At 58.9% G+C, this 23,038-nt stretch carries 14 protein-coding genes and 1 pseudogene; 7 read left to right on the plus strand and 8 right to left on the minus strand.

The features are described from left to right. Positions 1-3: 3 nt before the first annotated feature. From mscK to ACRRSD_RS17650, 4 genes and pseudogenes are all read right to left on the minus strand, one after another. The gene (gene mscK / locus ACRRSD_RS17635; protein ID WP_435034446.1) at positions 4-3,357 is read right to left on the minus strand and encodes a mechanosensitive channel MscK; all 3,354 of its coding nucleotides are present in this window, start codon (positions 3,355-3,357) and stop codon (positions 4-6) included. Positions 3,358-3,391: 34 nt separating this feature from the next. After that, positions 3,392-5,134 carry a potassium/proton antiporter gene (locus tag ACRRSD_RS17640; RefSeq protein WP_016983888.1) on the minus strand — a complete coding sequence of 581 codons (1,743 nt, stop codon included), beginning with the start codon at positions 5,132-5,134 and terminating at the stop codon, positions 3,392-3,394. A gap of 420 nt (positions 5,135-5,554) precedes the next feature. Beyond that, on the minus strand, positions 5,555-6,427 hold the full coding sequence (locus ACRRSD_RS17645) for a methyl-accepting chemotaxis protein (RefSeq protein WP_371042268.1): 873 nt from the start codon (positions 6,425-6,427) through the stop codon (positions 5,555-5,557). Positions 6,428-6,457: 30 nt separating this feature from the next. Further along, a pseudogene (locus ACRRSD_RS17650) lies at positions 6,458-7,210 on the minus strand (MCP four helix bundle domain-containing protein); the annotation flags it as partial. Between the two features lie 248 nt (positions 7,211-7,458). Here ACRRSD_RS17650 and ACRRSD_RS17655 point away from each other — a divergent pair. Both ACRRSD_RS17655 and ACRRSD_RS17660 read left to right on the plus strand, forming a co-directional pair. Further along, on the plus strand, positions 7,459-7,689 hold the full coding sequence (locus ACRRSD_RS17655; RefSeq protein ID WP_194935848.1) for a hypothetical protein: 231 nt from the start codon (positions 7,459-7,461) through the stop codon (positions 7,687-7,689). After that, the gene (locus tag ACRRSD_RS17660; protein ID WP_064117128.1) at positions 7,686-7,988 is read left to right on the plus strand and encodes a cell division protein ZapA; all 303 of its coding nucleotides are present in this window, start codon (positions 7,686-7,688) and stop codon (positions 7,986-7,988) included. The genes ACRRSD_RS17655 and ACRRSD_RS17660 overlap by 4 nt, the downstream gene beginning before the upstream one ends. Positions 7,989-8,046: 58 nt before the next feature. Here the strand turns inward: ACRRSD_RS17660 and ACRRSD_RS17665 are convergent, their stop codons facing one another. Then, positions 8,047-8,418 (minus strand): hypothetical protein, encoded by a 372-nt coding sequence (locus tag ACRRSD_RS17665; RefSeq protein WP_099757801.1) that lies wholly within the window; start codon positions 8,416-8,418, stop codon positions 8,047-8,049. A gap of 251 nt (positions 8,419-8,669) precedes the next feature. Between ACRRSD_RS17665 and ACRRSD_RS17670 the strand changes: the two genes are divergently transcribed. Then, positions 8,670-10,607 (plus strand): methyl-accepting chemotaxis protein, encoded by a 1,938-nt coding sequence (locus ACRRSD_RS17670; RefSeq protein WP_435034447.1) that lies wholly within the window; start codon positions 8,670-8,672, stop codon positions 10,605-10,607. A gap of 201 nt (positions 10,608-10,808) precedes the next feature. On the opposite strand, the gene ACRRSD_RS17675 is transcribed toward ACRRSD_RS17670, so the two are convergent. After that, positions 10,809-12,611 (minus strand): acyl-CoA dehydrogenase, encoded by a 1,803-nt coding sequence (locus ACRRSD_RS17675; protein ID WP_435034448.1) that lies wholly within the window; start codon positions 12,609-12,611, stop codon positions 10,809-10,811. A 258-nt stretch (positions 12,612-12,869) separates the two neighbouring features. After that, complete coding sequence (gene putA / locus ACRRSD_RS17680; protein ID WP_435034449.1) at positions 12,870-16,823, minus strand: trifunctional transcriptional regulator/proline dehydrogenase/L-glutamate gamma-semialdehyde dehydrogenase; 3,954 nt, start codon at positions 16,821-16,823, stop codon at positions 12,870-12,872. A gap of 457 nt (positions 16,824-17,280) precedes the next feature. Between putA and putP the strand changes: the two genes are divergently transcribed. From putP to ACRRSD_RS17700, 4 genes are all read left to right on the plus strand, one after another. Beyond that, entirely contained in the window at positions 17,281-18,765 is a 1,485-nt protein-coding gene (gene putP / locus ACRRSD_RS17685) for a sodium/proline symporter PutP (protein WP_435034450.1), read from the plus strand. A 353-nt stretch (positions 18,766-19,118) separates the two neighbouring features. After that, positions 19,119-21,134, plus strand: a complete 2,016-nt coding sequence (locus ACRRSD_RS17690) for a type VI secretion system tip protein VgrG (protein WP_435034451.1) — start codon at positions 19,119-19,121, stop codon at positions 21,132-21,134. After that, the gene (locus ACRRSD_RS17695) at positions 21,124-21,837 is read left to right on the plus strand and encodes a DUF4123 domain-containing protein (RefSeq protein ID WP_435034452.1); all 714 of its coding nucleotides are present in this window, start codon (positions 21,124-21,126) and stop codon (positions 21,835-21,837) included. Before ACRRSD_RS17690 ends, ACRRSD_RS17695 begins: the two co-directional genes overlap by 11 nt. Positions 21,838-22,168: 331 nt before the next feature. Beyond that, positions 22,169-22,489 (plus strand): hypothetical protein, encoded by a 321-nt coding sequence (locus tag ACRRSD_RS17700; protein WP_194935857.1) that lies wholly within the window; start codon positions 22,169-22,171, stop codon positions 22,487-22,489. Positions 22,490-22,522: 33 nt separating this feature from the next. Here the strand turns inward: ACRRSD_RS17700 and ACRRSD_RS17705 are convergent, their stop codons facing one another. Next, positions 22,523-23,011, minus strand: coding sequence for a hypothetical protein (locus ACRRSD_RS17705; RefSeq protein WP_435034453.1), 489 nt, complete (start codon positions 23,009-23,011; stop codon positions 22,523-22,525). Between the last annotated feature and the right edge of the window lie 27 nt (positions 23,012-23,038).

Below are 23,038 nucleotides of genomic sequence, written 5' to 3' on the forward strand. Positions count from 1 at the left end.
CGGTTAGTCGAGTTTGGCCGGCGGCGGCTCTTGCAGCGGTTTCTGATCGTCGGCGATCGGCACGATGGTTTTCGTTTCCGGTTCGATCGGCACCATCTTGTATTCCTGACCGTGAAGGTTCTTCAGGTAAACCTCCATCTGGCGGAACGAGATGTTGATGTGCTGCTTCTTGAACTCGCGGTTGATGAAGCGGTTGACCTCATCGAGCACCGGGTTACGGTCACCGAGGTCGCGCACGTGCATGCGCAATTCGTGGTCGAGGGTGCTTTCGCCGAAGTTGAGGAAGTACACGTGCGGCTCAGGCTCCTTGAGCACTCGCGGGTTTTCCCGGGCAGCCTTGAGCAGCAGTTCCTTGACCAGATCCAGATCCGAACCGTAGTCGACGCCGAGCTTCAGCGTCACGCGGGTGATGGTGTCGGTGAGTGACCAGTTGATCAGTTGCCCAGTGATGAACGTCTTGTTCGGGACAATGATGTCCTTGCGGTCGAAGTCGGTAATGGTCGTGGCGCGGATGCGGATCTTGCTCACCGTGCCCGACAGGTTACCGATGGTGATGGTGTCACCGATCCGTACCGGACGTTCGAAGAGGATCATGATGCCGGAGATGAAGTTCGCAAAGATCTCCTGCATACCGAAACCGAGGCCGACCGACAGCGCCGCCACCAGCCATTGCAACTTGTCCCAGCTGACGCCGAGGGTCGACAGGGTGGAGACGAAACCGACGCCGGCGATCACGTACGACAGCAACGTCGTGGTCGCGTAGGCACTGCCCTGCGCCAGATTGAGCTTGGACAGCACAAACACTTCCAGCAGGCCGGGCAAGTTGCGCGCGAGGGCGAAGGTGATGCCAATGATGATCAGTGCGCCGAGCATGTCGCCGATGCTGATCGGCACCATGCTCATGTTGGCGCCGGTGCCGCTGGTGTATTCGTAGAGGGTGATGTTGTCGAGGTACGAGAACACCGAAATCAGGTCTGACCAGACCCAGTACAGCGCGGCGATGAAACCGCCGAGCAGGGCCAGACGGATCAGGCGCAGGGACTGTTCGTTAACCTTTTCGATGTCCAGGGTCGGTTCTTCAATCACCGCTTCGCCGTCGCCGGCTTCTTTCGCCGCCTGACGTTTGGCCAGGGCGCGCTGGTAAGCCAGACGCCGTGCGGCAACGCTCAGACCACGAACAAAGGTGGCTTCGATCACCAGCCAGAACATCAGCAGGTACAGGGTGTTGATCAGGCGGTCGCTGAGCTTCAGCGCGGTGTAGTAGTAGCCGAAGCACACTGCAACGAACAAGGCGATCGGCAGCAAGGTGAACAGCACACCGACGGCTTTGCGGAACAGCGAAGTGTTTTCGTGAGTCGGGCTGGCGATCAGCAAACGGCTGAGCAGCCATGCCATCAAGGCGTAGCAGGTCAGTACCACCGGCATGCCGAGCACGTCGTCGGCCAGTGCGGCCGGTTGCAGTTCGGCGACGGCGACAATAGTCACCAGCGCCATGACCACCAGACCGAGGCGGCGGATCCAGCCCTGGAGGAATTCGACCTGCGGTTTTTCCCAACGGAAGTGCAATTCCGCTACGCCACCCGGGGCGAGAATCCGGTAAGCGGTGTAGAACACCAGCCAGGCCTGACCCATTTGCAGCAGCGCTGCGCCCATATTGGTGTTCTGCCCGCGAGCGTCGATCTGCAACGCCAGACCGCACAGCGCCAGGCCCAACGCGACCGGCATCGCCAGCAGGATATTGATCAGGATCGCCTGCGGCGTGTGCCACTGGCTGTCACGTTTGAAGTGGCCGATGTCCTGGTGAACCTTGTTTAACCGCGCGTACAGATTCTTGCGCCGCCACAGCAGTGCACCGATCAGCAGCGCCAGCGGCAGGAACAGCAGCGGACGCTGGGTCAGGCCGTCGGTCAGCTCGCTGAGGCTGGAGGCCCACGGCAGGGTGTCGACCTGGCGTTTCAGGCGCTCCGGCACAGCGCGCATCCATTCCAGATCCAGCGGCTTGTTGCTGGGAATCCAGAACATCTGCTCATCGAGCGTCGCACGCAGACCCTGCGCGGTGCTCAGCAGTTGTTTCTGGTTGAGCTGCAGGGTGATCGACTCATTGAGCATGGCGCTCAGTTCGCGATTCAGCCGTTCCAGCAGGTCGGCGCGGGTGTTGGCCAGTTCCAGCAGGTTTTTGCGCAATTGCGGGGTAACCTGCTCCGGCGGCTGAGTGGCCAGCAGGTTGTCGACATAGGCGGCTGGATTACTCAGTTGCTCACGCTGCTGGCTGACGTCGAATTGCCACAGGCGAATGTCGGCGATCTGATCCGCCAGATCGCGGTCGACCTTGAGCCGCGGCAGGGCTTGTTTCTGCTTATAGAGAATCTTCGACAGCAACAGGCTGCCCTTGAGTACGCTGATCTGCTCGTCCAGCGCTGAATCGCTTTGGGTCAGGCTGTCGAGCTGTTGTTTGGTCTGCAGATTCTGTTGGGTGACTTCGTTGAGGCGGTCAGTGCTTTTGAGCAGATAGTCGGATAGCTTGAGGTTGGCCGTGCTTTCGATGGCCAGCAGACTGCTGCTGCCGGCCTTTTGCGCTTCGATCGATTGCTGCGTCACGGTCTCTTGCGACTGCGCCAGACGTTTCTGGTTGATCAGGGTTTGCAGTTCCTGGATCTCGCGGTCGAGACGCTCGGACTTTTCCGAGAGCAAGTCATGCTGAGCATTGCCCAGATCCTGCAACTGGCTGTTGCCGGCCAGCTCCTGACGACGCAGCGGGATCAGCGCATTCAGCGCCGCCAGTTCGGCGTTCAACTGGTCACGCTGCTCGGCGGTGACGGTTTTACCCGCGTCCTTGCCGGACTTGAGAATGTTGTTGATCTGCTGGATGCGCGTCTGGCTGGCGGAAATCTCCGCTTGCGCGCGCTCGGGACGAGTCTGTGCGGTGATGATCAGGCTGTTGGCGTCGGCGAGGGCTTTTTGCAGATCGCTTTGCTGGGTCGAGCGATCGGTGAGGATCTGCTCCAGTTGCTGAATCGACTCTTTGGGAAAACGCTGCGCCACCGGGACCACGGGCGTGGCCTTGAGGCGCGTCAATTCGCGGGTGTTTTCAATGGTCTGCTTGGGTGCAGTTGCCAGTTGTTGCTTGAGATCGATCAGCTTCTGCTCGTAATCACGCTGATTGTTCAGCTGATTGAGCGTGTTCTGCAGGACGGTCTGCAGGGCCTTCTTGTCGGCATCCGGCAGTTTGCTGTCGGCCAGTTTGTCGAGACTGGCCTGCACGGCATCGCTGGAAGGTGGTTCGGCGGCGTACAGCGGGCCGACAGTAAGACTCAGGCCCAGCAGGGCCGCGGCGAAAAAGGAGCGCAGGGTAGGCATAGAGACCGGTCAAGCAAGTGAGAGTGGACGCAGTTTAGAGGAAGAGTCCGGGGCCCGGGCGACTTCCTTCGGGGAATCTGACGCCGACTTTGCCGATCTTGTTCCCGTCCATGACCGCAACCGTCCAGTGGGTGTTGTTCCACTCCACCTGGTCACCGACGATGGGCGCACCACCGACTTTCTGCGCGATGAAGGCGCCCAAGGTCATGTCTGGATCGATGCCCTCGGCCGGCAACCCGTAGAGCGCGGCAACCGCTTTAAGCTGGGCGTCTCCTTCGAGTACGAAATCGCCGAAGAAACGCAGATCGAGGCCGCGTTGCGGTGCCTGGCTGAACAGTTTTCCGAGGGCGCCGAGGTTGTGTTCATGGCCGATAACACACAGTAAATCATCGACTTCCAGCACCGTACTACCCGACGGATGGAGCAGTTGCTGGCCACGAAACAGTGCCGCGATACGCGTACCTTCGGGCATTTTCAGCTCGCGCAGGGGCGAACCGATGCACCATTTCTCCGCGCCAAGCTTGTAAACGAACAGCTCCCACTCGCTGGTGACGTGGACTTCCAGCGCTGCCCGGGAAATCGGCGCAGGCTCCGGCGGTACCGTCACTTTCAGCAGCTTGGCGACCCACGGCAGGCTCGTGCCCTGCACCAGCAGCGACACCAGCACGATGAAGAACGCGAGGTTGAAGTACAGCTGCGCATTCGGCAGCCCGGCCATCAGCGGGAACACCGCGAGAATGATCGGTACCGCACCGCGCAGGCCAACCCAGGAGATAAAGGCTTTCTCGCGGCCATGAAACGCTTTGAACGGCAGCAGGCCGACCATCACCGACAGCGGTCGCGCAAACAGAATCATCCACAGCGCCAGACCCAGAGCGGGCAGGGCGATCGGCAGCAAATCGTGCGGCGTTACCAGCAAACCCAGCACAAGGAACATGCCGATCTGCGCCAGCCACGCCATGCCGTCGAGCATGTGCAGAATGCCGTGACGGCTGCGCACCGGGCGGTTGCCGATCACCAGACCGCACAGATAAACGGCGAGGAAGCCGCTGCCATGCAGGGCGTTGGTAAGGGCGAATACCACCAGACCGCCGGCAATCACCAGAATCGGATAGAGCCCCGCTGCGAGGTTAATGCGGTTGACCAGTTGCAACATCAGCCAGCCACCACCGAGACCGATCACGCCGCCGATGCCGAACTCGCGAATCAGATGGGTCAACAGGCTCCAGTGCAGGCCGGTCTGGCCGCTGGCGAGCATGTCGATCAGGGTCACGGTGAGAAACACCGCCATCGGGTCGTTGCTGCCGGATTCAATTTCCAGGCTGGCCGTCACCCGTTCATTCAGGCCTTTGCCGCCCAGCAGCGAGAACACCGCCGCGGCGTCGGTTGAGCCGACGATGGCGCCGATCAGCAGGCCTTGAATCAGATTGAGGTCGAACAACCAGGCAGCGGCCATGCCGGTCAGCCCGGTGGTGATCAACACCCCGACCGTGGCCAGCGATAGCGCCGGCCATAACGCCACGCGGAAACTCGACACTCGCGTGCGCAAGCCACCGTCGAGGAGGATCACGGCCAGTGCGAGGTTGCCGACCAGATAGGCCGTGGGGTAGTTATCGAAAATGATCCCGCCGCCATCGACCCCGGCGGCCATGCCGACAGCGAGGATGATGACCAGAATCGGGATGCCGAGACGGGAGGAGAGGGAGCTGACGAGAATGCTTGCGCCTACCAGCAACGCGCCGATCAAGAACAGGCTGTTGATGGTCGTCGCATTCAAAGGCAGTACTCCAGAAGCGTAAATACGGGCACAAACTGACCATGCAGTCTGCGTGCCAGCGATTCTAACCTGTTGAAATGTGATGCTGTCAAAAAGGTTTTTACGCTGGCGTGTTCGGGATTTTGGTTCGGCTGAAGATTGCAGCCCTCACCCTAGCCCTCTCCCGGAGGGAGAGGGAACTGATCGAGGTGTTTGTGCGAGGTACATCGACCTGAAAATTCTGAGTCGAACTCAGGTTTTGAAAAACACGAAGATCTGCTCCCTTTCCGGCTGATCGCGGTATTGGTTCAAGTTACAGCGACCTGAAATATCGCGCCGAACTCAGGTTTTGAAAAGCCCCCGATCTGCCCCCTTTCCCCCTCTCCCTCTGGGAGAGGGCTGGGGTGAGGGTGCTTTTGATCTTGATCTTGATTTACTGAATTACAGGCTAAACCGCCCAACCATGTTGTTCAAATCCAGCGCCAACCGCGACAGTTCATTACTCGCCGCACTGGTCTGATTCGCACCAGTCGCCGATTGCACCGACAAATCACGAATATTCACCAGATTACGATCGACTTCCCGCGCCACTTGCGCCTGCTCTTCGGCGGCGCTGGCGATCACCAGGTTGCGCTCGTTGATCTCGACGATGGCGGTGTTGATGGTGTCCAGCGACATGCCGGCACCACGAGCGATGTTCAGGGTCGACTCGGCACGCTCGGTGCTGTTGCGCATCGAATCCACGGCGTGTTCGGTGCCGCTCTGAATGCTGCCGATCATCCGCTCGATTTCACTGGTCGACTGCTGGGTACGGTGCGCCAAGGCACGGACTTCATCCGCCACCACAGCAAAACCGCGACCGGCTTCACCGGCACGCGCCGCTTCAATCGCTGCGTTCAGTGCCAGCAGGTTGGTCTGATCGGCCAAGCCACGAATCACGTCGAGCACCTTGCCGATGTCGCGGGATTCATTGGCCAGATCGCCGATCAGCGACGCAGTGCTTTGCACATCAGCGCTCATGCGTTCGATCGCGCTGACGGTTTCCTGCACCAGATCACGACCGTCACCAGCGGACGTGGTGGCGTTTTTCGACGCTTCCGAAGTGCTCACGGCGTTGCGCGCAACTTCTTCCACAGCGCTGGTCATCTCGTTGACCGCAGTGGCCGCCTGTTCGATTTCATTGTTCTGCTGAGTCAGGCCGCGCGCGCTTTCGTCGGTGACGCTGTTCAGTTCTTCGGCGGCCGAAGCCAGCTGTGTGGCCGAACCGGAAATCCGTTGCAAGGTGTCACGCAGCTTCGATTGCATCTTGGCCATGGCTGCGAGTAGACGTCCTGCCTCGTCTTCACCGTCAACGTGGATCGGCTGGGTCAGGTTGCCTTCGGCGATGGTTTCCGCAGCTTCCAATGCTTTGGAGATCGGCTTGGTGATGCTCACGGTCAGCAGCCAGGCGAAGAGGAACGTCAGGCCAGTGGCGATCACCAACAACGTGACCACAAGGTTGAAAGACATCGAAAACTGATCGCTCGCGCCCTTATCCGTGTCGGCGATTTGCTGGGTGTTGATCTCCAGCAGGCGCGCCAGGGCGGTGTTCACCGCTTCCGAGTTGCTCAGCAAGTCCGAGTTGAGCATCTGCCGCAGTTCATCGATCTGATTGTTGCGCGACAGGGTTTTCATCCGCTCTTCAAGTTGGCGGTACTGCGCGAGCAACTGCACGTATTGATCATAAGCCGCACGTTCTTGCGGGCCGTCGATCAACGGTTCGTAGGCGCGCTGGGCGTCGGCGATCTGCTTGTTGCGCAGCTCGAACAGTTCGATAGTTTTTTGTTGAACGTCCGGTTCACGGTTGATCAGCAACCGATACGACAAAACGCGCAAACGCAGGGTCAGTTGGGTGAATTCGTCGAGGGCCTTGATCGAAGGCACGCTGGCAGTAGCGATGTCTTCGCCTGCTGCGCGGATTTTGCTCATCTGATTCAGCGCGAACACGCCGAGAATCAGCATCAGGCCGCCGATCAGGGCGAAGCCGGTAAACGCCCGTGGGGCGATATTCATATTGCGGAGGGACATGGGCGGATACCAAGAGAGGGCCGCATCCATGCGGGCTGAGACTGCTGTATGGATGACTTATCGGTCATGCGACTAAAGTCTTGAGGTGGTGTGCGTATTTGTCGCAGAAGCGCTTGAGCGACGAAGTGCAGGAACCAGATCGGCAGATCACAGTCTTTAAAGCTCGCGAGAACGGTCGGCCGCCAGGAAAATCAAGGCTTTGCGCCGGTTTAACCCTGGCATCCGTGATGACTTTTCTTTATCGTACGCGCCCTTTGAAAAACGCTTGGAAGATCAAAATGTTGGAAGCATCCCTCAGCCAATTGGAACAGCTCGTCAGCGACCTGGTGCAACAGAACCAGACCCTCGCGCAAACCAACCAGACCCTGTCCATGGAACTGGCCCAGGCCAAGGATGAAAACGAAAGCCTGCAACTGAACCTGATGGAGCAGGAAGAAAAGCACGGCGCCACCGCCGCCCGCATTCAAGCCCTGGTTGATCGCGTCAACGCAGGTCCGGTCAGCGCATGAACCACCACACAGCAGGGGTAAAAGTCGTCTCCATTCTCGGGGAGGACTATTCGATCAAGGCACCGGCCGGGGAAGAACAGACCCTGCTGGACGCGGCCATGATGCTCAAGGCAGCGCTGGACGATACCAAGCGCAAATACCCGACACTGATCGGTGACCGCTTGCTGGTGCTGGCGGCGATGAATCTGTGCTCGCAGCAGATTGAAATGAAGAAGCAGCACAAAGAAGAACTCGACCGGTATCAAGAGCAAGTCAGCGCCACGGTCGACACTATTGCCAAGACCATCAATCAGGGTTGAAGCGCGTTTTTGCAGCGCCTCGGTACTTCGAGGCGCTCATATATGAACGGCTCTATGTTTATTGAGTTTTAGTCACTGGTTGCCAGTAGATCTTCCTCAACCACTCTCCGTTGGTTTGCTTCTTGAACTCTCCGTGGGAGACCCTGTAGGTCGTCTCGTCGATCGTCACTTCATCTCCGCGCGAAAGCAGGTTTATATATTCTGATCCTGCGATCGGCTGAGTTGTACTGAACGTCGCGCCTGAGAATGTAGTGATCGTAGCTTTGTAATGGATTACGGGGAAAACCATGACTTCGGTGAAGTGTTTTCGGGTGATCATCGATAGCATGCTGGATCCGTCGACAAAGTCGCCGACCTGCGCTGATTTCACAAACGTATCGTTGTCAGACATTGTCTGTACAAAGCTTTCAGCTGGACTTGTATCAGCCATGATCTTTCTCCTGCTAGTACAGCGTGAGTCTGTGAAGCGAATGCTTGGGCACAGACAGGGAAACTGCAATCTATGCCACGCGATGCGACCTGTAACCTGTCAGAGTTGACAGTGCTCTCCCCATGAAATCGGCCCGCTTCTTGCTGTTCGAAGATCACTGCTTTAAGGTTTGTCTCTTTTTTGCGTGATTTTTGTATACATCTGGCGCGACAGTTGCAGTGTTTCAGCCTCTTATTCTTTGGGGGTGCTCCATGCAGTTGTGGCGACGCAGTATTCAATGGCAGCTGATTCTCAGCATGGGCACCGCCCTGCTGGTCAGTATCCTGATCGTGGTTGGCATTTATACCCTGGTGGTCAACCGCCTCGCCCAGAGCTATCTGGTCGAGCAAGCGCTGCCGTCGAGCATTGAAGCGACGCGCAACGATATCGAACGCATCCTCGTGCAACCGCTGACGGCGGCCAAAGACATCGCCAGCAATACGATGGTCCGTGACTGGCTCGCCTCAGGCGAAGACAGCAGCAAAACCGCTGGCTTCGCGCAGTATCTGGAAGGCATCCGCGCCGAACATAAAGCTTTCACCGCTTTGATCATCGGCACCGAATCCAATCATTACATCACCGAAAAAGGCTTGGATCGCACCCTCAGTCGCGCCAAACCGGCCGACGCCTGGTTCTATTCTTTCCTCGACAGCAATCAACCGCGCACTCTGAATATCGATAATGACGGGGCGACCGGAGAATTGGCGTTGTTCATCGATTTGAAGGTCGAGCAGGCCGGTAAAGTGGTCGGTGTGGCCGGGCTTGGTTTGAGCATGAAAGAACTGTCGGAGCTGATCCACAACTTCAGCTTTGGTGAGCGTGGCAAGGTCTATCTCGTGCGTTCCGACGGTTTGATCCAAGTGCATCCCGAGGCGCAGTTCAGCGGCAAACGCACCTTGAGCGAGCAGATTGGCGCCAATGCGGCGCAGGCCGTCATGGGCCAGAAAACGGCGATCAGCAGCAGCTTCCAGAGGGATGGCGAAGACTTCCTCGCCTTCAGCCTGCCTTTGCGTGATTTAGGTTGGACCTTGGTGGCCGAAGTGCCGCAGTCGCAGATCTACGCCGAAGCCCGTAAAGCGATGTGGATGAGTGGCGGCATTGGTCTGGCGGTGGCATTGGTGTGCCTCGCTCTGGTGGTGTGGCTGGCGCAAGGTTTGGTGCGGCCGATTCGCCAAGTAACAGCCGCGCTGGTAGCAATCGGTAGCGGTGGTGGAGATTTGACCCATCGGTTAGATTCCAGCCGCGCTGATGAGCTGGGTGACCTCGCTCGCGGCTTTAACCGTTTCCTCGATAGCCAGCGCGGGATGATCGGTGAAGTGCTGACCACCAGCGAGCGCCTGCGCACGGCCGTGGGGCAGGTGGCGAAAGTGGTGGAAAATACCGCCGAACGCTCGGGCCGCCAGCAGGAAATGACCGACATGGTCGCGACCGCCGTTCACGAGATGGGACTGACGGTGCAGGAAATTGCGCAGAACGCCGGTAATGCGGCGCTGGCCTCGCAAACCGCGCGGGATGAGGCGATGCAGGCGCGGGAAGTGGTCGGTGGCTCGATCCGGCATATTGAAAGCATGTCCGATGAGATTGGCGTCGCGGCGGGTGCGGTCGGTGAGCTGGCACATCAGGTGGCGTCGATCGACTCGGTGCTGGCGGTGATTCGCGGGGTATCCGAGCAGACCAACCTGCTGGCACTTAATGCCGCTATCGAGGCGGCGCGCGCCGGTGATATGGGACGCGGCTTTGCGGTTGTTGCTGATGAAGTGCGTACTTTGGCGCGCAGGACGCAGGCGTCCACCGACGAAATCCAGCAGATGATTGGCAGCCTCAAGCAAGGTGCGGAAAACGCAGTGTCGTCGATGCGTACCGGGCAAGCGGCAACCGGCACTGGGGTTGAGTCGAGCCAGCGCACCGGGGCATCGTTGACGGCGATTACCGGTCAGGTCGAGCGCATCAGCGATATGAACCATCAGGTCGCGACGGCGACGGAAGAGCAGTCGGCGGTGACGGAGGAGATCAACCGTAACGTGCAGGGGATTTCTGATCTGGCGCGGGCGACGGCGGGGGAGGTTCGGGCCTGTCGTGAAGACTGCCAGATGTTGCAGAAACTGGCGGATGATCTGGCGCGGCAGATGGGTGGGTTCAAGTTGAGCTGAGTGTTAAACCTGAAAAGCCCCTCACCCTAACCCTCTCCCAGAGGGAGAGGGGACTGAATGTGGGATGCTTGAGTAATTCGCCGACTTGGAAGTGCAGTACCGAATCCATAATCGACGCGGTTTTTCAGGTCGATGTATAGCGCCAGACACCTCGGTCGGCCCCCTCTCCCTCCGGGAGAGGGCTGGGGTGAGGGTAGCGTTTCAGAACCACGCATCCTCCATCGACAGACACGTATCATCCCGCGCCTCCAGCAACGCCAGCTCATGGTGGCAACCCGGCACTTCCCACGTCAGAAAGTACCGCGCGGCCTGTAACTTGCCTTTATAGAAGCCAGCATCCGCCGCATTATCCTTGGCCAATCCTTCCTCGGCACGAATCGCCTGTTCCAGCCAGCGCCAGCCAATTACCGTGTGGCCGAACACCTTAAGGTACAACGCCGAGTTCGCCAGACTGCTATTGACCTTGCCCTGCGCCAGATCGGTCAACAAACCAATGGTCACCGTTTGCAGGCGTGCCACCAGTTTTTCCAGTGGTTCACGCAGTGCGGTCAGCGATTCATACGCCGTCGCACGCTCAGCGGTATTGGCTATCAGTCGAATCAGTTGCTTCAGTCCCGCGCCGCCGTTCTGCGCCAGTTTGCGCCCGAGCAAATCCAGCGACTGAATGCCGTGGGTGCCTTCGTGAATCGGATTCAAGCGGTTGTCGCGGTAATACTGCTCTACCGGATACTCGCGGGTATAACCGTGGCCACCAAGGATCTGGATCGCCAGTTCATTTGCCTTCAGGCAAAACTCCGACGGCCAGGATTTGACGATCGGCGTCAGCAGATCCAGCAATTCATGCGCCTGTTTGCGCTCGGCTTCAGACTCAAGCGTCGTGGTGTCATCGAACAGGCGAGCGGCGTACAGGCCGAGGTCAAATGCACCTTCGACGTACGACTTTTGCGTCAGCAGCATACGTCTGACATCGGCGTGCTGAATGATCGCCACCGGCGCCGTCGTCGGATCCTTGCTGTCCGGCACACGACCCTGTGGCCGCTCGCGGGCGTACTCCAGCGAGTACAGATAACCGGCGTAACCGAGCATCACCGCGCCCATGCCGACGCCGATCCGTGCCTCGTTCATCATTTGGAACATATAGCTCAAACCGTGATGCGGCTTGCCCACCAGATAGCCGATGCACTCGCCGTTATCGCCGAAATTCAGCGCTGTGGAGGTGGTGCCGCGCCAGCCCATCTTGTGAAACAGCCCGGCCAGCAGCACGTCATTGCGAGGGCCGAGGCTGCCGTCATCGTTGACCAGAAACTTCGGCACGATAAACAGCGAAATGCCTTTTACCCCCGGTGGGGCATCCGGCAGCTTGGCCAAAACCATGTGCACGATATTTTCCGACAACGGGTGATCGCCGCCGGAAATGAAAATCTTGTTGCCCTTCAGGCGATAGGTGCCGTCGGACGCAGGCTCGGCGCGCGTACGAATATCCGACAGGGACGAACCGGCATGGGGTTCGGTCAGGGCCATAGTGCCGAAGAAGCGGCCATCGATCATCGGTTGCAGGAAGCGTTGTTTCTGCTCGTCCGTGCCAAAGCTCTCGATCAGGTTCGCCGCGCCCATGGTCAGGAACGGGTAGGACGTCGACGCCGCGTTGGCTGACTGGAAATGTGCGAAACAGGCTTGCGAGAGCAATGTCGGTAGTTGCATACCGCCGGCGTCGAAACTTCTCGCGGCGTTGAGGAATCCGGCTTCAAGGAAGGCATCCACCGCCGGTTTCACCTCAGGAATCAGAATCGCCTTACCGTCTTCGTAGCGCGGTTCGTTCTCGTCGCCCTTGCGGTTGTGCGGCGCGAAGTACTTTTCGGCGATGTTGCGCGCGGTGCCGATGGCGGCGTCGAAGGTCTCGCGGTTGTGCTCGGCAAAGCGCTCACGCCGGGTCAGGCCCTCGGCATCGAGGACTTCATACAGCTCGAAAGCCAGATTGCGGGAACTGAGCAGCGTCTCGGACATGGCGGCCTACCTGAAATTGGGGTTGGGCCGAGTCTAGGCGTGCTGATAAAGGCTGAACAGGATGATTGATAAGCGTGATGTTGGAGCCGCGCAGCAACTTTGCAAACACCACAAACCACTGTGGGAGCGAGCTTGCTCGCGAAGAGGTCGGCACATTCAACAGATGAGTTGACTGGCAAACCGCTTTCGCGAGCAAGCTCGCTCCCACAGGGATTGTTGCTATGCCGGGCACCTGTGCAGGTGCCCGGTTTATCAGTATTAGCCGATAGTCATCAAGCTGGCATTACCACCCGCCGCAGCGGTGTTAACACTCAACGCCCGCTCAATCACCAGACGCTCCAGGGCAATGTTGGTCTCGCCCTGGGACAAGCCCTGAACCCCAACGATCGCGCCGGCACGCTTGGCAATTTGCTGGCAAACGCCGCGCAACTGGTCGGAATGGCCGTGATGCAGAACCGCATCGAACACCACGTCGTCTTTATTCCAGTCAGAAACCAGTTTGATCCGCGCCTGAATCTCCTTCGGCAGGCGTGCGAACAAGGCCTTGCTGATGTCGGACTCTGGCCATACCGCCGAACCGCCTACCGCCAGCACCGCCGCCAGTTGCGTCAGCAGATCACCTTCAACCTCCGCCAGGCACAGCACGTGCTCACGCGGCAGGATCGCGTAGCTGTTCTTCTCACCGGTCGGGCCGGCCAGTACGCGGGTGATGCCGCTCTGCGATTGCGCAGCGTACTGCACGCACAGGGTGCTCAGGTCAGCGTATTTGTTGCTCTCAGCCCAGGCTTTTAGAGCGTTCAGCGGTTTGCTCATGGCGTCGCGCAAACGAACGTCCGGGGCGATAACGGCATCACCGCGAGCGAAGGATTGTTCGATGGCGTCGGTAGGGCGTGTCGCCAGCAAACGGTACAGGTACAGCGGGCCACCGGCTTTCGGGCCAGTACCCGACAGGCCTTCGCCGCCGAATGGCTGCACGCCGACCACAGCGCCGACGATGTTGCGGTTGACGTAGACGTTACCGGCGTTGACGTTGTCGATCACCTTGGCGATGGTCTCATCGATGCGCGTGTGCACGCCCAGCGTCAGGCCATAACCGGAAGCGTTGATCTGGCCGATCAGTTGATCGATCTCTTTACGCTTGTAGCGCACCACGTGCAGCACCGGACCGAAGATTTCACGTTGCAGCTCGTCGAAGCTTTCCAGTTCGATCAGGGTTGGCATGACGAAGGTGCCGCGTTTGACTTCTTCGGTGTCGGCGATCGCCACTTGGTAGACGTTGCGACCTTTGTCGCGCATGCCCTGGATGTGCTTGTCGATGCCAGCCTTGGCTTCGGCGTCGATCACCGGGCCGATGTCCACGGACAGGCGCTCAGGATTGCCGAGACGGCTTTCCGCCATGGCCCCTTTGAGCATTTCGATGACACGATCAGCGGAATCTTCCTGCAGGCACAGTACGCGCAGCGCCGAGCAACGCTGACCGGCGCTGTCGAACGCCGACGACACTACGTCGATGACGACTTGTTCGGTCAGTGCCGAGGAGTCGACGATCATTGCGTTCTGGCCACCGGTTTCGGCGATCAGCGGAATCGGACGGCCCTGGCTGTCGAGACGGCCAGCGATGTTGCGTTGCAGCAGGCGCGCGACTTCGGTGGAACCGGTGAACATCACGCCTTTGACGCGCTCATCACCGACCAGACCGGCGCCGACGGTTTCACCGCGACCCGGCAGCAGTTGCAGCACGCCTTCCGGGATGCCGGCTTCGAGCAGCAAGCGCACGGCTTGAGCCGCCACCAGTGGAGTTTGCTCTGCAGGTTTGGCCAATACCGGGTTACCGGCAGCCAATGCGGCAGCGACTTGGCCGCTGAAAATCGCCAATGGGAAGTTCCACGGGCTGATGCACACCACCGGACCCAGTGGGCGATGGGCGTCATTGCTGAAATCGTTGCGCGCCTGCACTGCGTAGTAACGCAGGAAGTCGACCGCTTCGCGGACTTCTGCGATGGCGTTGGCGAAGGTCTTGCCGGCTTCGCGAGCCAACAGGCCCATCAGCGGCTGGATCTCGCCTTCCATCAAGTCAGCGGCACGTTCCAGAATCGCCGCGCGTTCGGCCGGCGGGGTGGCTTGCCAGATCGGTGCAGCGTTCAGCGCGCATTGAATGGCGTTGTCGACGTCTTCGACGGTGGCTTCCTGCACGTGACCGACCACATCGCGGTGATCCGCCGGGTTCAGCACGGCTGCCGGAGTTTCGGTGCTGGAAACGCAACCAAGCATCGGTGCAGCTTTCCAGTCGTTGTGCGCAGTGGCCAGCAATGCGCAGGACAACGAGGCCAGACGATGTTCGTTGGCCATGTCGATGCCGCTGGAGTTGGCGCGTTCGGAACCATACAGATCACGCGGCAGCGGAATGCGCGGGTGCGGCAGGCCGAAACCACCTTCCACGGTAGCCATCTGCTCAATCTGCGCCACCGGATCGGCCACCAGCTCCTGAATCGAAATCGACTGGTCGGCGATGCGGTTGACGAACGAAGTGTTCGCGCCGTTTTCCAGCAGCCGACGTACCAGATACGCCAACAGGGTTTCGTGAGTGCCGACCGGTGCATACACGCGGCACGGACGGTTCAGCTTGCCTTCGGAAACTTTGCCTACAACCTGCTCGTAGAGCGGTTCGCCCATGCCGTGCAGGCACTGGAATTCGTACTGGCCCGGGTAATAGTTCTGACCGGCGATGTGGTAAATCGCCGACAGGGTGTGGGCGTTGTGCGTGGCGAACTGCGGGTAGATGACTTCCGGCACCGACAGCAGTTTTCGTGCGCAAGCGATGTAGGAAACGTCGGTGTACACCTTGCGGGTGTAGACCGGATAGCCTTCCAGGCCTTCGACCTGGGCGCGCTTGATTTCGCTGTCCCAGTACGCGCCTTTCACCAGACGGATCATCAGGCGATGACGGCTGCGACGGGCCAGATCGATCACGTAGTCGATCACGTACGGGCAACGCTTCTGGTAAGCCTGGATGACGAAACCGATGCCGTTCCAGCCAGTCAGTTGCGGCTCGAAGCACAGGCGCTCGAGCAGATCCAGCGACAGTTCGAGACGGTCGGCTTCTTCGGCGTCGATGTTCAGGCCGATGTCGTATTGCTTGGCCAGCAGAGTCAGCGACAGCAGGCGCGGATACAGCTCGTCCATCACACGTTCGTACTGCGCACGGCTGTAACGCGGGTGCAGGGCCGACAGCTTGATCGAGATGCCCGGGCCTTCATAAATCCCACGACCGTGGGAGGCTTTGCCGATCGAGTGGATGGCTTGTTCGTACGACGCCAGGTACTTCTGCGCGTCGTGCTCGGTCAGTGCCGCTTCACCGAGCATGTCGTAGGAATAGCGGAAGCCCTTGGCTTCGAACTTGCTCGCGTTGGCCAAGGCTTCGGCGATGGTTTCGCCGGTGACGAACTGCTCGCCCATCAGGCGCATGGCCATGTCGACGCCCTTACGGATCATCGGCTCGCCGCTCTTGCCGATGATGCGGCTCAGCGACGATGTCAGGCCGGCTTCGTTGTGGGTCGAGACCAGTTTGCCGGTCAGCAGCAGGCCCCAAGTGGCGGCGTTGACGAACAGCGATGGGCTGTTGCCCAAGTGCGGATGCCAGTTACCGGTGCTGATCTTGTCGCGGATCAGCGCATCGCGAGTGCCCTTGTCCGGGATACGCAGCAGCGCTTCGGCGAGGCACATCAGCGCCACGCCTTCCTGTGACGACAGGGAAAATTCCTGCAGCAGGCCCTGAACAATGCCTGCACGACCGCCGGCACTTTTCTGGTTACGCAGTTTTTCCGCGATGGTCGCAGCGAGCTTGTTGGTGGCTTCGGCCATCGGTGCCGGCAGACGCGCCTGCTCGATCAGCATCGGCACCACTTCCGGCTCAGGGCGGCGGTAAGCGGCGGTGATCGAAGCACGCAGTACCGACTGCGGCAGGATGCTTTCGGCGAATTCGAGGAAGCATTGGTGGGCGTGATCGGTATGGACTTCGCCCGCGTCGTCGACGTCCTTGGCGGTCAAACCGTTCAGCTCGGTCAGGGTTGCACCACCCTCGAGTTTTTCCAGGTAATTGAAAATTGCCTGCTTGATCAGCCAGTGCGGTGTGCGATCAATCGAGGTCGCGGCCGCCTTCAGGCGCTCGCGGGTCGGGTCATCGAGTTTGACCCCAAGGGTGGTGGTAGCCATATTTTTATCCTCATGGTTGCCACAGTTGCGTGGCATCAGCTGGCGGCAAGATTAGCCGTGCGCCGAATGAGGTGCAACCGGGTGCAACCCTTTTTTTGTCGGAAAAATAAACGCTTCGTCAGGAATTATTTTCTGGTACGCAAGTGCCGCACTTGCTTGGTGCTTTTGCTTCTAGCAACGCGCTCTGACTGCGCTAAAAGGGAGCAAAAACCGCCTGTTTCTCGGAATATCCGACTAGGTGCAACTAATTCTCGCGAAACTGGTTGCACCTTTTTTACTTTGTTGCATAGCATTCGCGCCCTAGGTGCAACCGGGATAACCCGGTGCATCGGCTGGTGGCTTTCCTGGGGAAACATCAGTCCTAAATGCGCGGGATCCCGAATCGTCTGCCAAACGTCGTCGTTTGCGCGGGGTTCATCACCGCTGCTACATAAAAACAAAGCCAGGGCGTAACTTAATGAGCGTAAGCAATCCAACACTGATCACGTTCGTGATCTACATCGCAGCAATGGTGCTGATCGGCTTCATGGCCTATCGCTCCACCAACAACCTTTCTGACTATATTCTTGGCGGCCGTAGCCTGGGCAGCGTCGTGACGGCTCTGTCTGCCGGTGCTTCCGACATGAGCGGCTGGTTGTTGATGGGCCTGCCGGGCGCCATCTACATGTCCGGTCTGTCCGAAAGCTGGATCGCCATCGGCCTGATCGTCGGTGCCTACCTTAACTGGCTGTTCGTAGCCGGCCGTCTGCGTGTGCAGACCGAGCACAACGGCGATGCCCTGACCCTGCCGGACTACTTCTCCAGCCGTTTCGAAGACAAAAGCGGCCTGCTGCGCATTATTTCGGCGATCGTGATCCTGGTGTTCTTCACCATTTATTGCGCTTCCGGCATCGTGGCTGGCGCCCGTCTGTTTGAAAGCACCTTCGGCATGTCCTACGAGACAGCGCTGTGGGCCGGTGCTGCGGCGACGATTGCCTACACCTTCGTTGGCGGTTTCCTCGCCGTGAGCTGGACCGACACCGTACAAGCCACGCTGATGATTTTCGCGCTGATCCTTACGCCGATCATCGTCCTGCTGGCCACTGGCGGCGTCGACACCACGTTCCTGGCCATCGAAGCCAATGATCCAAGCAACTTCGACATGCTCAAAGGCACCACTTTCATCGGCATCATCTCGCTGATGGGCTGGGGCCTGGGCTACTTCGGTCAGCCGCACATCCTCGCGCGTTTCATGGCCGCGGATTCGGTGAAATCGATTGCCAACGCCCGTCGCATCTCCATGACCTGGATGATCCTGTGCCTGGGCGGCACCGTGGCCGTAGGCTTCTTCGGTATCGCGTACTTCTCGGCGCACCCGGAAGTGGCTGGTCCCGTGACCGAAAACCACGAGCGTGTATTCATCGAACTGGCCAAAATCCTCTTCAACCCATGGATTGCCGGTGTGCTGCTGTCGGCCATTCTGGCTGCGGTGATGAGCACCCTGAGCTGCCAATTGCTGGTGTGCTCGAGCGCCCTGACCGAAGACTTCTACAAAACCTTCCTGCGTAAATCCGCTTCTCAGGTTGAACTGGTCTGGGTCGGCCGCGCCATGGTGCTGTTGGTTGCACTGATCGCGATCGCGATGGCTGCCAACCCGGAAAACCGCGTACTGGGTCTGGTGTCCTACGCCTGGGCCGGTTTCGGTGCTGCGTTCGGTCCGGTTGTACTGATCTCGGTGATCTGGAAAGGCATGACTCGCGACGGCGCACTGGCCGGTATTCTGGTCGGCGCGATCACCGTGGTGGTCTGGAAGCATTTCGAGCTGTTGGGTCTGTACGAAATCATTCCGGGCTTTATCTTCGCAAGCATCGCCATCTTCATCGTCAGCAAGCTCGGCGCGCCGACCGCTGGCATGGTGCAGCGCTTCGAAGCGGCGGAAAAAGATTTCCACCTGAACAAGTAATTGTTCTGAGCTTAGGCTCATCCGAAAACGGCCCGTTTCCTACAGGAGACGGGCCGTTTTTTTGTGCCTGTGATTTCTTACCAACGCTGAAGATCCCATGTGGGAGCGAGCTTGCTCGCGAAGGCGTCGCTTCAGTCGATGGGATGTTGACTGATAGGCCGCTTTCGAGAGCAAGCTCGCTCCCACATGGGATGTAGGCTCTATCGGAGGATTTGTCTGTAGTTGAAGGCGCCGATTTTTGCAGGGTTTTTCGTCAATGAAGGTAGGGCAAATCTGATTTTCTCGTCACCCATTCATCACCACTTGCCCCTCATGCAGAATCGCCCGCCCTTCATTCTGCAGAGAGACATCGGATGTTCGCGCCTGCCAATCAACCGCGTTTCACGTTGACCCTCGAAGGCGCCCAAAATGACCTCAAAGTCCTTGAGTTCACGGGCAAGGAAGCCATCAGCCAACCCTTTCGTTTCGAGCTGGAACTGGTCAGTGAGCGACCGGATCTGGACCTCGAAAGCCTGCTGCACTGTCAGGCGTTTCTGAGCTTTGATGCTCAGGGCTCTGGCATTCACGGTCAGATTTATCAGGTCGGGCAGGGTGACTCCGGGAAACGTCTGACGCGCTATCACATAAGCCTCGTCCCGCGTCTGACCTACCTCGCGCAGCGGATCAATCAGCGGATCTTCCAGCATCTGACGGTTCCACAAATTATCGCGGGAGTGCTCAAGGATCATTCGATCTTGCGTGACGCTTTCGAATTTCGCCTCGGCAGCGAATACCCGTTGCGTGAATACTGCGTGCAGTACGCCGAAAGTGATCTGGCATTCGTTCAGCGGTTGTGTGCTGAGGTCGGCATTCACTACCACTTCCAGCACAGTCCTGAAGGCCATGTATTGGTGTTTGGCGACGACCAGACGGTGTTTCCACGTCTGGCTGAGTCGACGGTGTATCTGCCGGGCAGCGGCATGGCAGGCGGAGCGCCGGCAATTCAGCGTTTCAACGTGCGCGTGGAAACCCGCACCAGCGTGGTCACCCGGCGTGATTACAATTTCATCAAGCCGCGACTGCAGTTGGAAAGTCGTATCGACGCTGAGCAGCACCCGGTGCTGGAGGACTATCACTTCCCTGGCCAATTCAACGATCGTGAAACCGGTAAGCACCTCGCCCAGCGTGCACTTGAGCGACATGTCGCCGATTACCGTCAGGCCGAGGGCATCAGCGACGAGTCCGCATTGGTTTGCGGACACTTTCTGCAACTGATCGACCATCCGCGTAACGACTGGAACGACCTGTGGCTGCTGACTGCCGTCGAACATCATGGCCGACAGCCGCAAGTGCTGGAGGAATCGGTGACCAGTGATGGGGAAGGATTCCAAGGCTACCGTAATACTTTTCTCGCCACGCCGTGGGACGTGTTTTTCCGCCCGACGCTGGGGCCGGAAAAACCGCGCATGCTTGGCTATCAATCGGCGGTTGTGACCGGGCCGAAAGACACCGAAATCCACTGTGACGAGTACGGCCGGGTCAAGGTGCAACTGGCTTGGGATCGCGACGGTGAATTGAACGAACACTCGAGCTGCTGGCTACGCGTTGCCACTAACTGGGCGCACGACCGTTACGGCAGCGTGTTGATCCCGCGAGTCGGCATGGAAGTACTGGTCGGCTTCATTGATGCCGACGCCGACAAACCCCTGGTCGTCGGCTGCCTGCCCAACGCCGCGACGCCGATCCCCCTGGATCTGCCAGCAGACAAGACCCGCAGCATTTTCCGCAGTCAGAGCAGCCCCGGCGGTGGCGGCTACAACGAACTGCGCATCGAGGATCGCAAGGGCGCCGAAGAAATCTACCTGCGCGCCCAGCGCAACTGGACGCAGCATGTGTTGAATGATCAACAGGTGCAGGTGGATAACCAGCGCAGCATCGTCGTCACCGGGACTGCTCGGCATGAGTTGAAGGCTGATGAGCAACGCATCACGCACGGCCAGCGCCAGACTGAAGTGAAACAGGACGATCATCTGAGCGTGATCGGCGACCGGCATATTCGCGTGAGCAATCAGGCGATCAGCGCCAGTGGACAATTCCACGTCAGCGCCGGCCAGCAAGTGGTCATTGATGGCGGGGCGAGTGCGACGATTCAGGCCGGCGGGCAGTGGATCAACATCGGCCCGGGCGGGATTTTCAGCAGTGTGCCGATTGTTGTGGGTGGTGCGCCGATGGCGGCGATGAGTGCCACACCGGTTGTACCGGGATTGCCGGAGAAACTCGCCGCCGCGCCGGCAGCCATACTCACCGCCGCACAAATCATGAGCTTCAAGGGTGACGCGCCATTCTGCGAAGAGTGTGAACGTTGCAAGGATGGTCTCTGTGCAGCCTGATTTTCTTTTGCCTGCCGAATGGTTGGCGCGTGAACCGTTGAAAACTTCCGAGCAGTTGTTTGCGGTTTTCAGTAATGCCAGTGAGGCAAAACCGCCTGCCGCTTGGCGAGACACGGCGAACCCGATCTGGGCCGAGACGATTTATGCCGAGTGGGAGGCGGTGATGCCTTGCGTGGGAATTGTCGCCGCCGAAAGTGAGTTTCTGCATTGGGTCGCCACCACCGAGTCGCGGGATTGGGGTTGGCTGGCGGTGTCTTCGGCGAGTCTTGAAGAGGTAGTGGCGCACTTTCGCAGCCTCACCCAAGTACTGATGCCGGGCGGCAAAACGGTGTTTTTCCGTTTCTGGGACGGGCGGTTTCTGTTGCCGATTCTTCAGGCCGATGAGGTGGATGCGGCACAACTGTTTCCGCTGATCGGGCGTTGCTTGATCAATGGTCAGGCGCTGGAAATTGGTGGCAGGGCGCAGGTTTCGGGGCGGATATTTCCTTGGTGGCAGGTGCCGGAATCGGTGCTGGCGCAGCAGGGCAATGACGTTCGAACAGCCAATGCGTTGCAGTGGTTGAGCGAAGAACATCCGACACTTTTCGAGGCCTTTCCGGAGGCGGTTTTGCGTTGCAAGGTGAGGCGGTTTTTTCAGGTTTCAATGTCGGAAGATTCGTCGCAATCGGCGTTGCTGGCGTTTTTGCTGGCAGAGTCAGAGTGAGCTTTCGGGGCGAAGGTCTCGGACGATTCCTTCGAGTTGCGGCGGTTTTCATGAACTGGTGGGCGGTGGATTGCAGGGATAGTCTTTTCGTTGTCACTGCGAGAGCGGTGACAGGGTGTAGGAGCCCTCGCTTTCATGGCGTTACAGTTCGTTGGCTTTTTGCGGCACTTGATTCAAGTCCGTAAAGTCGTTCGCGGCGGCTGTGCGCGGGACACGCTTCGGCGTGACCGAGGTCCATGATTGCTCGGTTCCTACTCTTGCGCACAGCTGCCACCCAAACCTGTAGGAAGGTTCGTTGGCGGCTCACGTTTATCAATCATGGAGAAAACAAATGACGACTTTGCACCCCGATCCACCCTACGAAAAAATCATCCCCCATCCCGACAACCGCTTCATGGCCCTGACCGGCAATTGCAGCGACATGCCGACTCTGTTCATCGACACCCACGTGCCCCTCGACATCCTCATGGACGCCGCCAACCACCGTTTGCGCGCCGTGATCCAGGTGCTGGAAAACATGTGCATGCGCGGCTCGGTCGAATGCGACTCCGTCATCCTCAGCGACTTCGCCCAGCTCTGCGTGATCCCCTTACGCGACGGCTGTGATGTGCTTGATGTCATCGGCAGGCGCCTGCGCAGCATGCCTGCCTGAAAAAGATCAAAAGATCGCAGCCTGCGGCAGCTCCTACACCGCAATAACGTTCACTCTGTAGGAGCTGCCGAAGGCTGCGATCTTTTGATGTTGATGGCGATCGGAGCGCCAGTCGGAAATGTACGCATCCTGGGTTTTGATAAAGCTGTTGAAGGCCTCGGAGTTGTAGATCTTCATACACCCGAAAAACACTACTTTTTCATTCGAGTATTTGCTGTTTGAAGGTGTCTGCTCGTAAGCCGCCAACACGTAGTTTCGGGTTTCTTTGTAGGGATCGTGCAGCACCTGCAGCGTGTCTTCATTTTGCAGAATGGTATGCATGCCTTTGCCCATGAAGGAATAGGCATTGGCGGACAGTGCGATGTCTTTTTCCAGCGCGGAGCGTTCGTTGAATGGCTTTAGGATGCAGTGGCTCAGGCCGTAGTTCTTGAGTGTCTGGCGTGCCTGTTCAATGTGGGTTTCGGCGGCACGGGCGAGGTATGGGCCAAGCAGGCTGAGTAAGCAGATGATCAGATATCGCATGAGTTTTTGACTTCCTGTCGTTCATGG

The organism is Pseudomonas neuropathica, assembly GCF_051174785.1.
GTDB lineage: Bacteria > Pseudomonadota > Gammaproteobacteria > Pseudomonadales > Pseudomonadaceae > Aquipseudomonas > Aquipseudomonas neuropathica_A.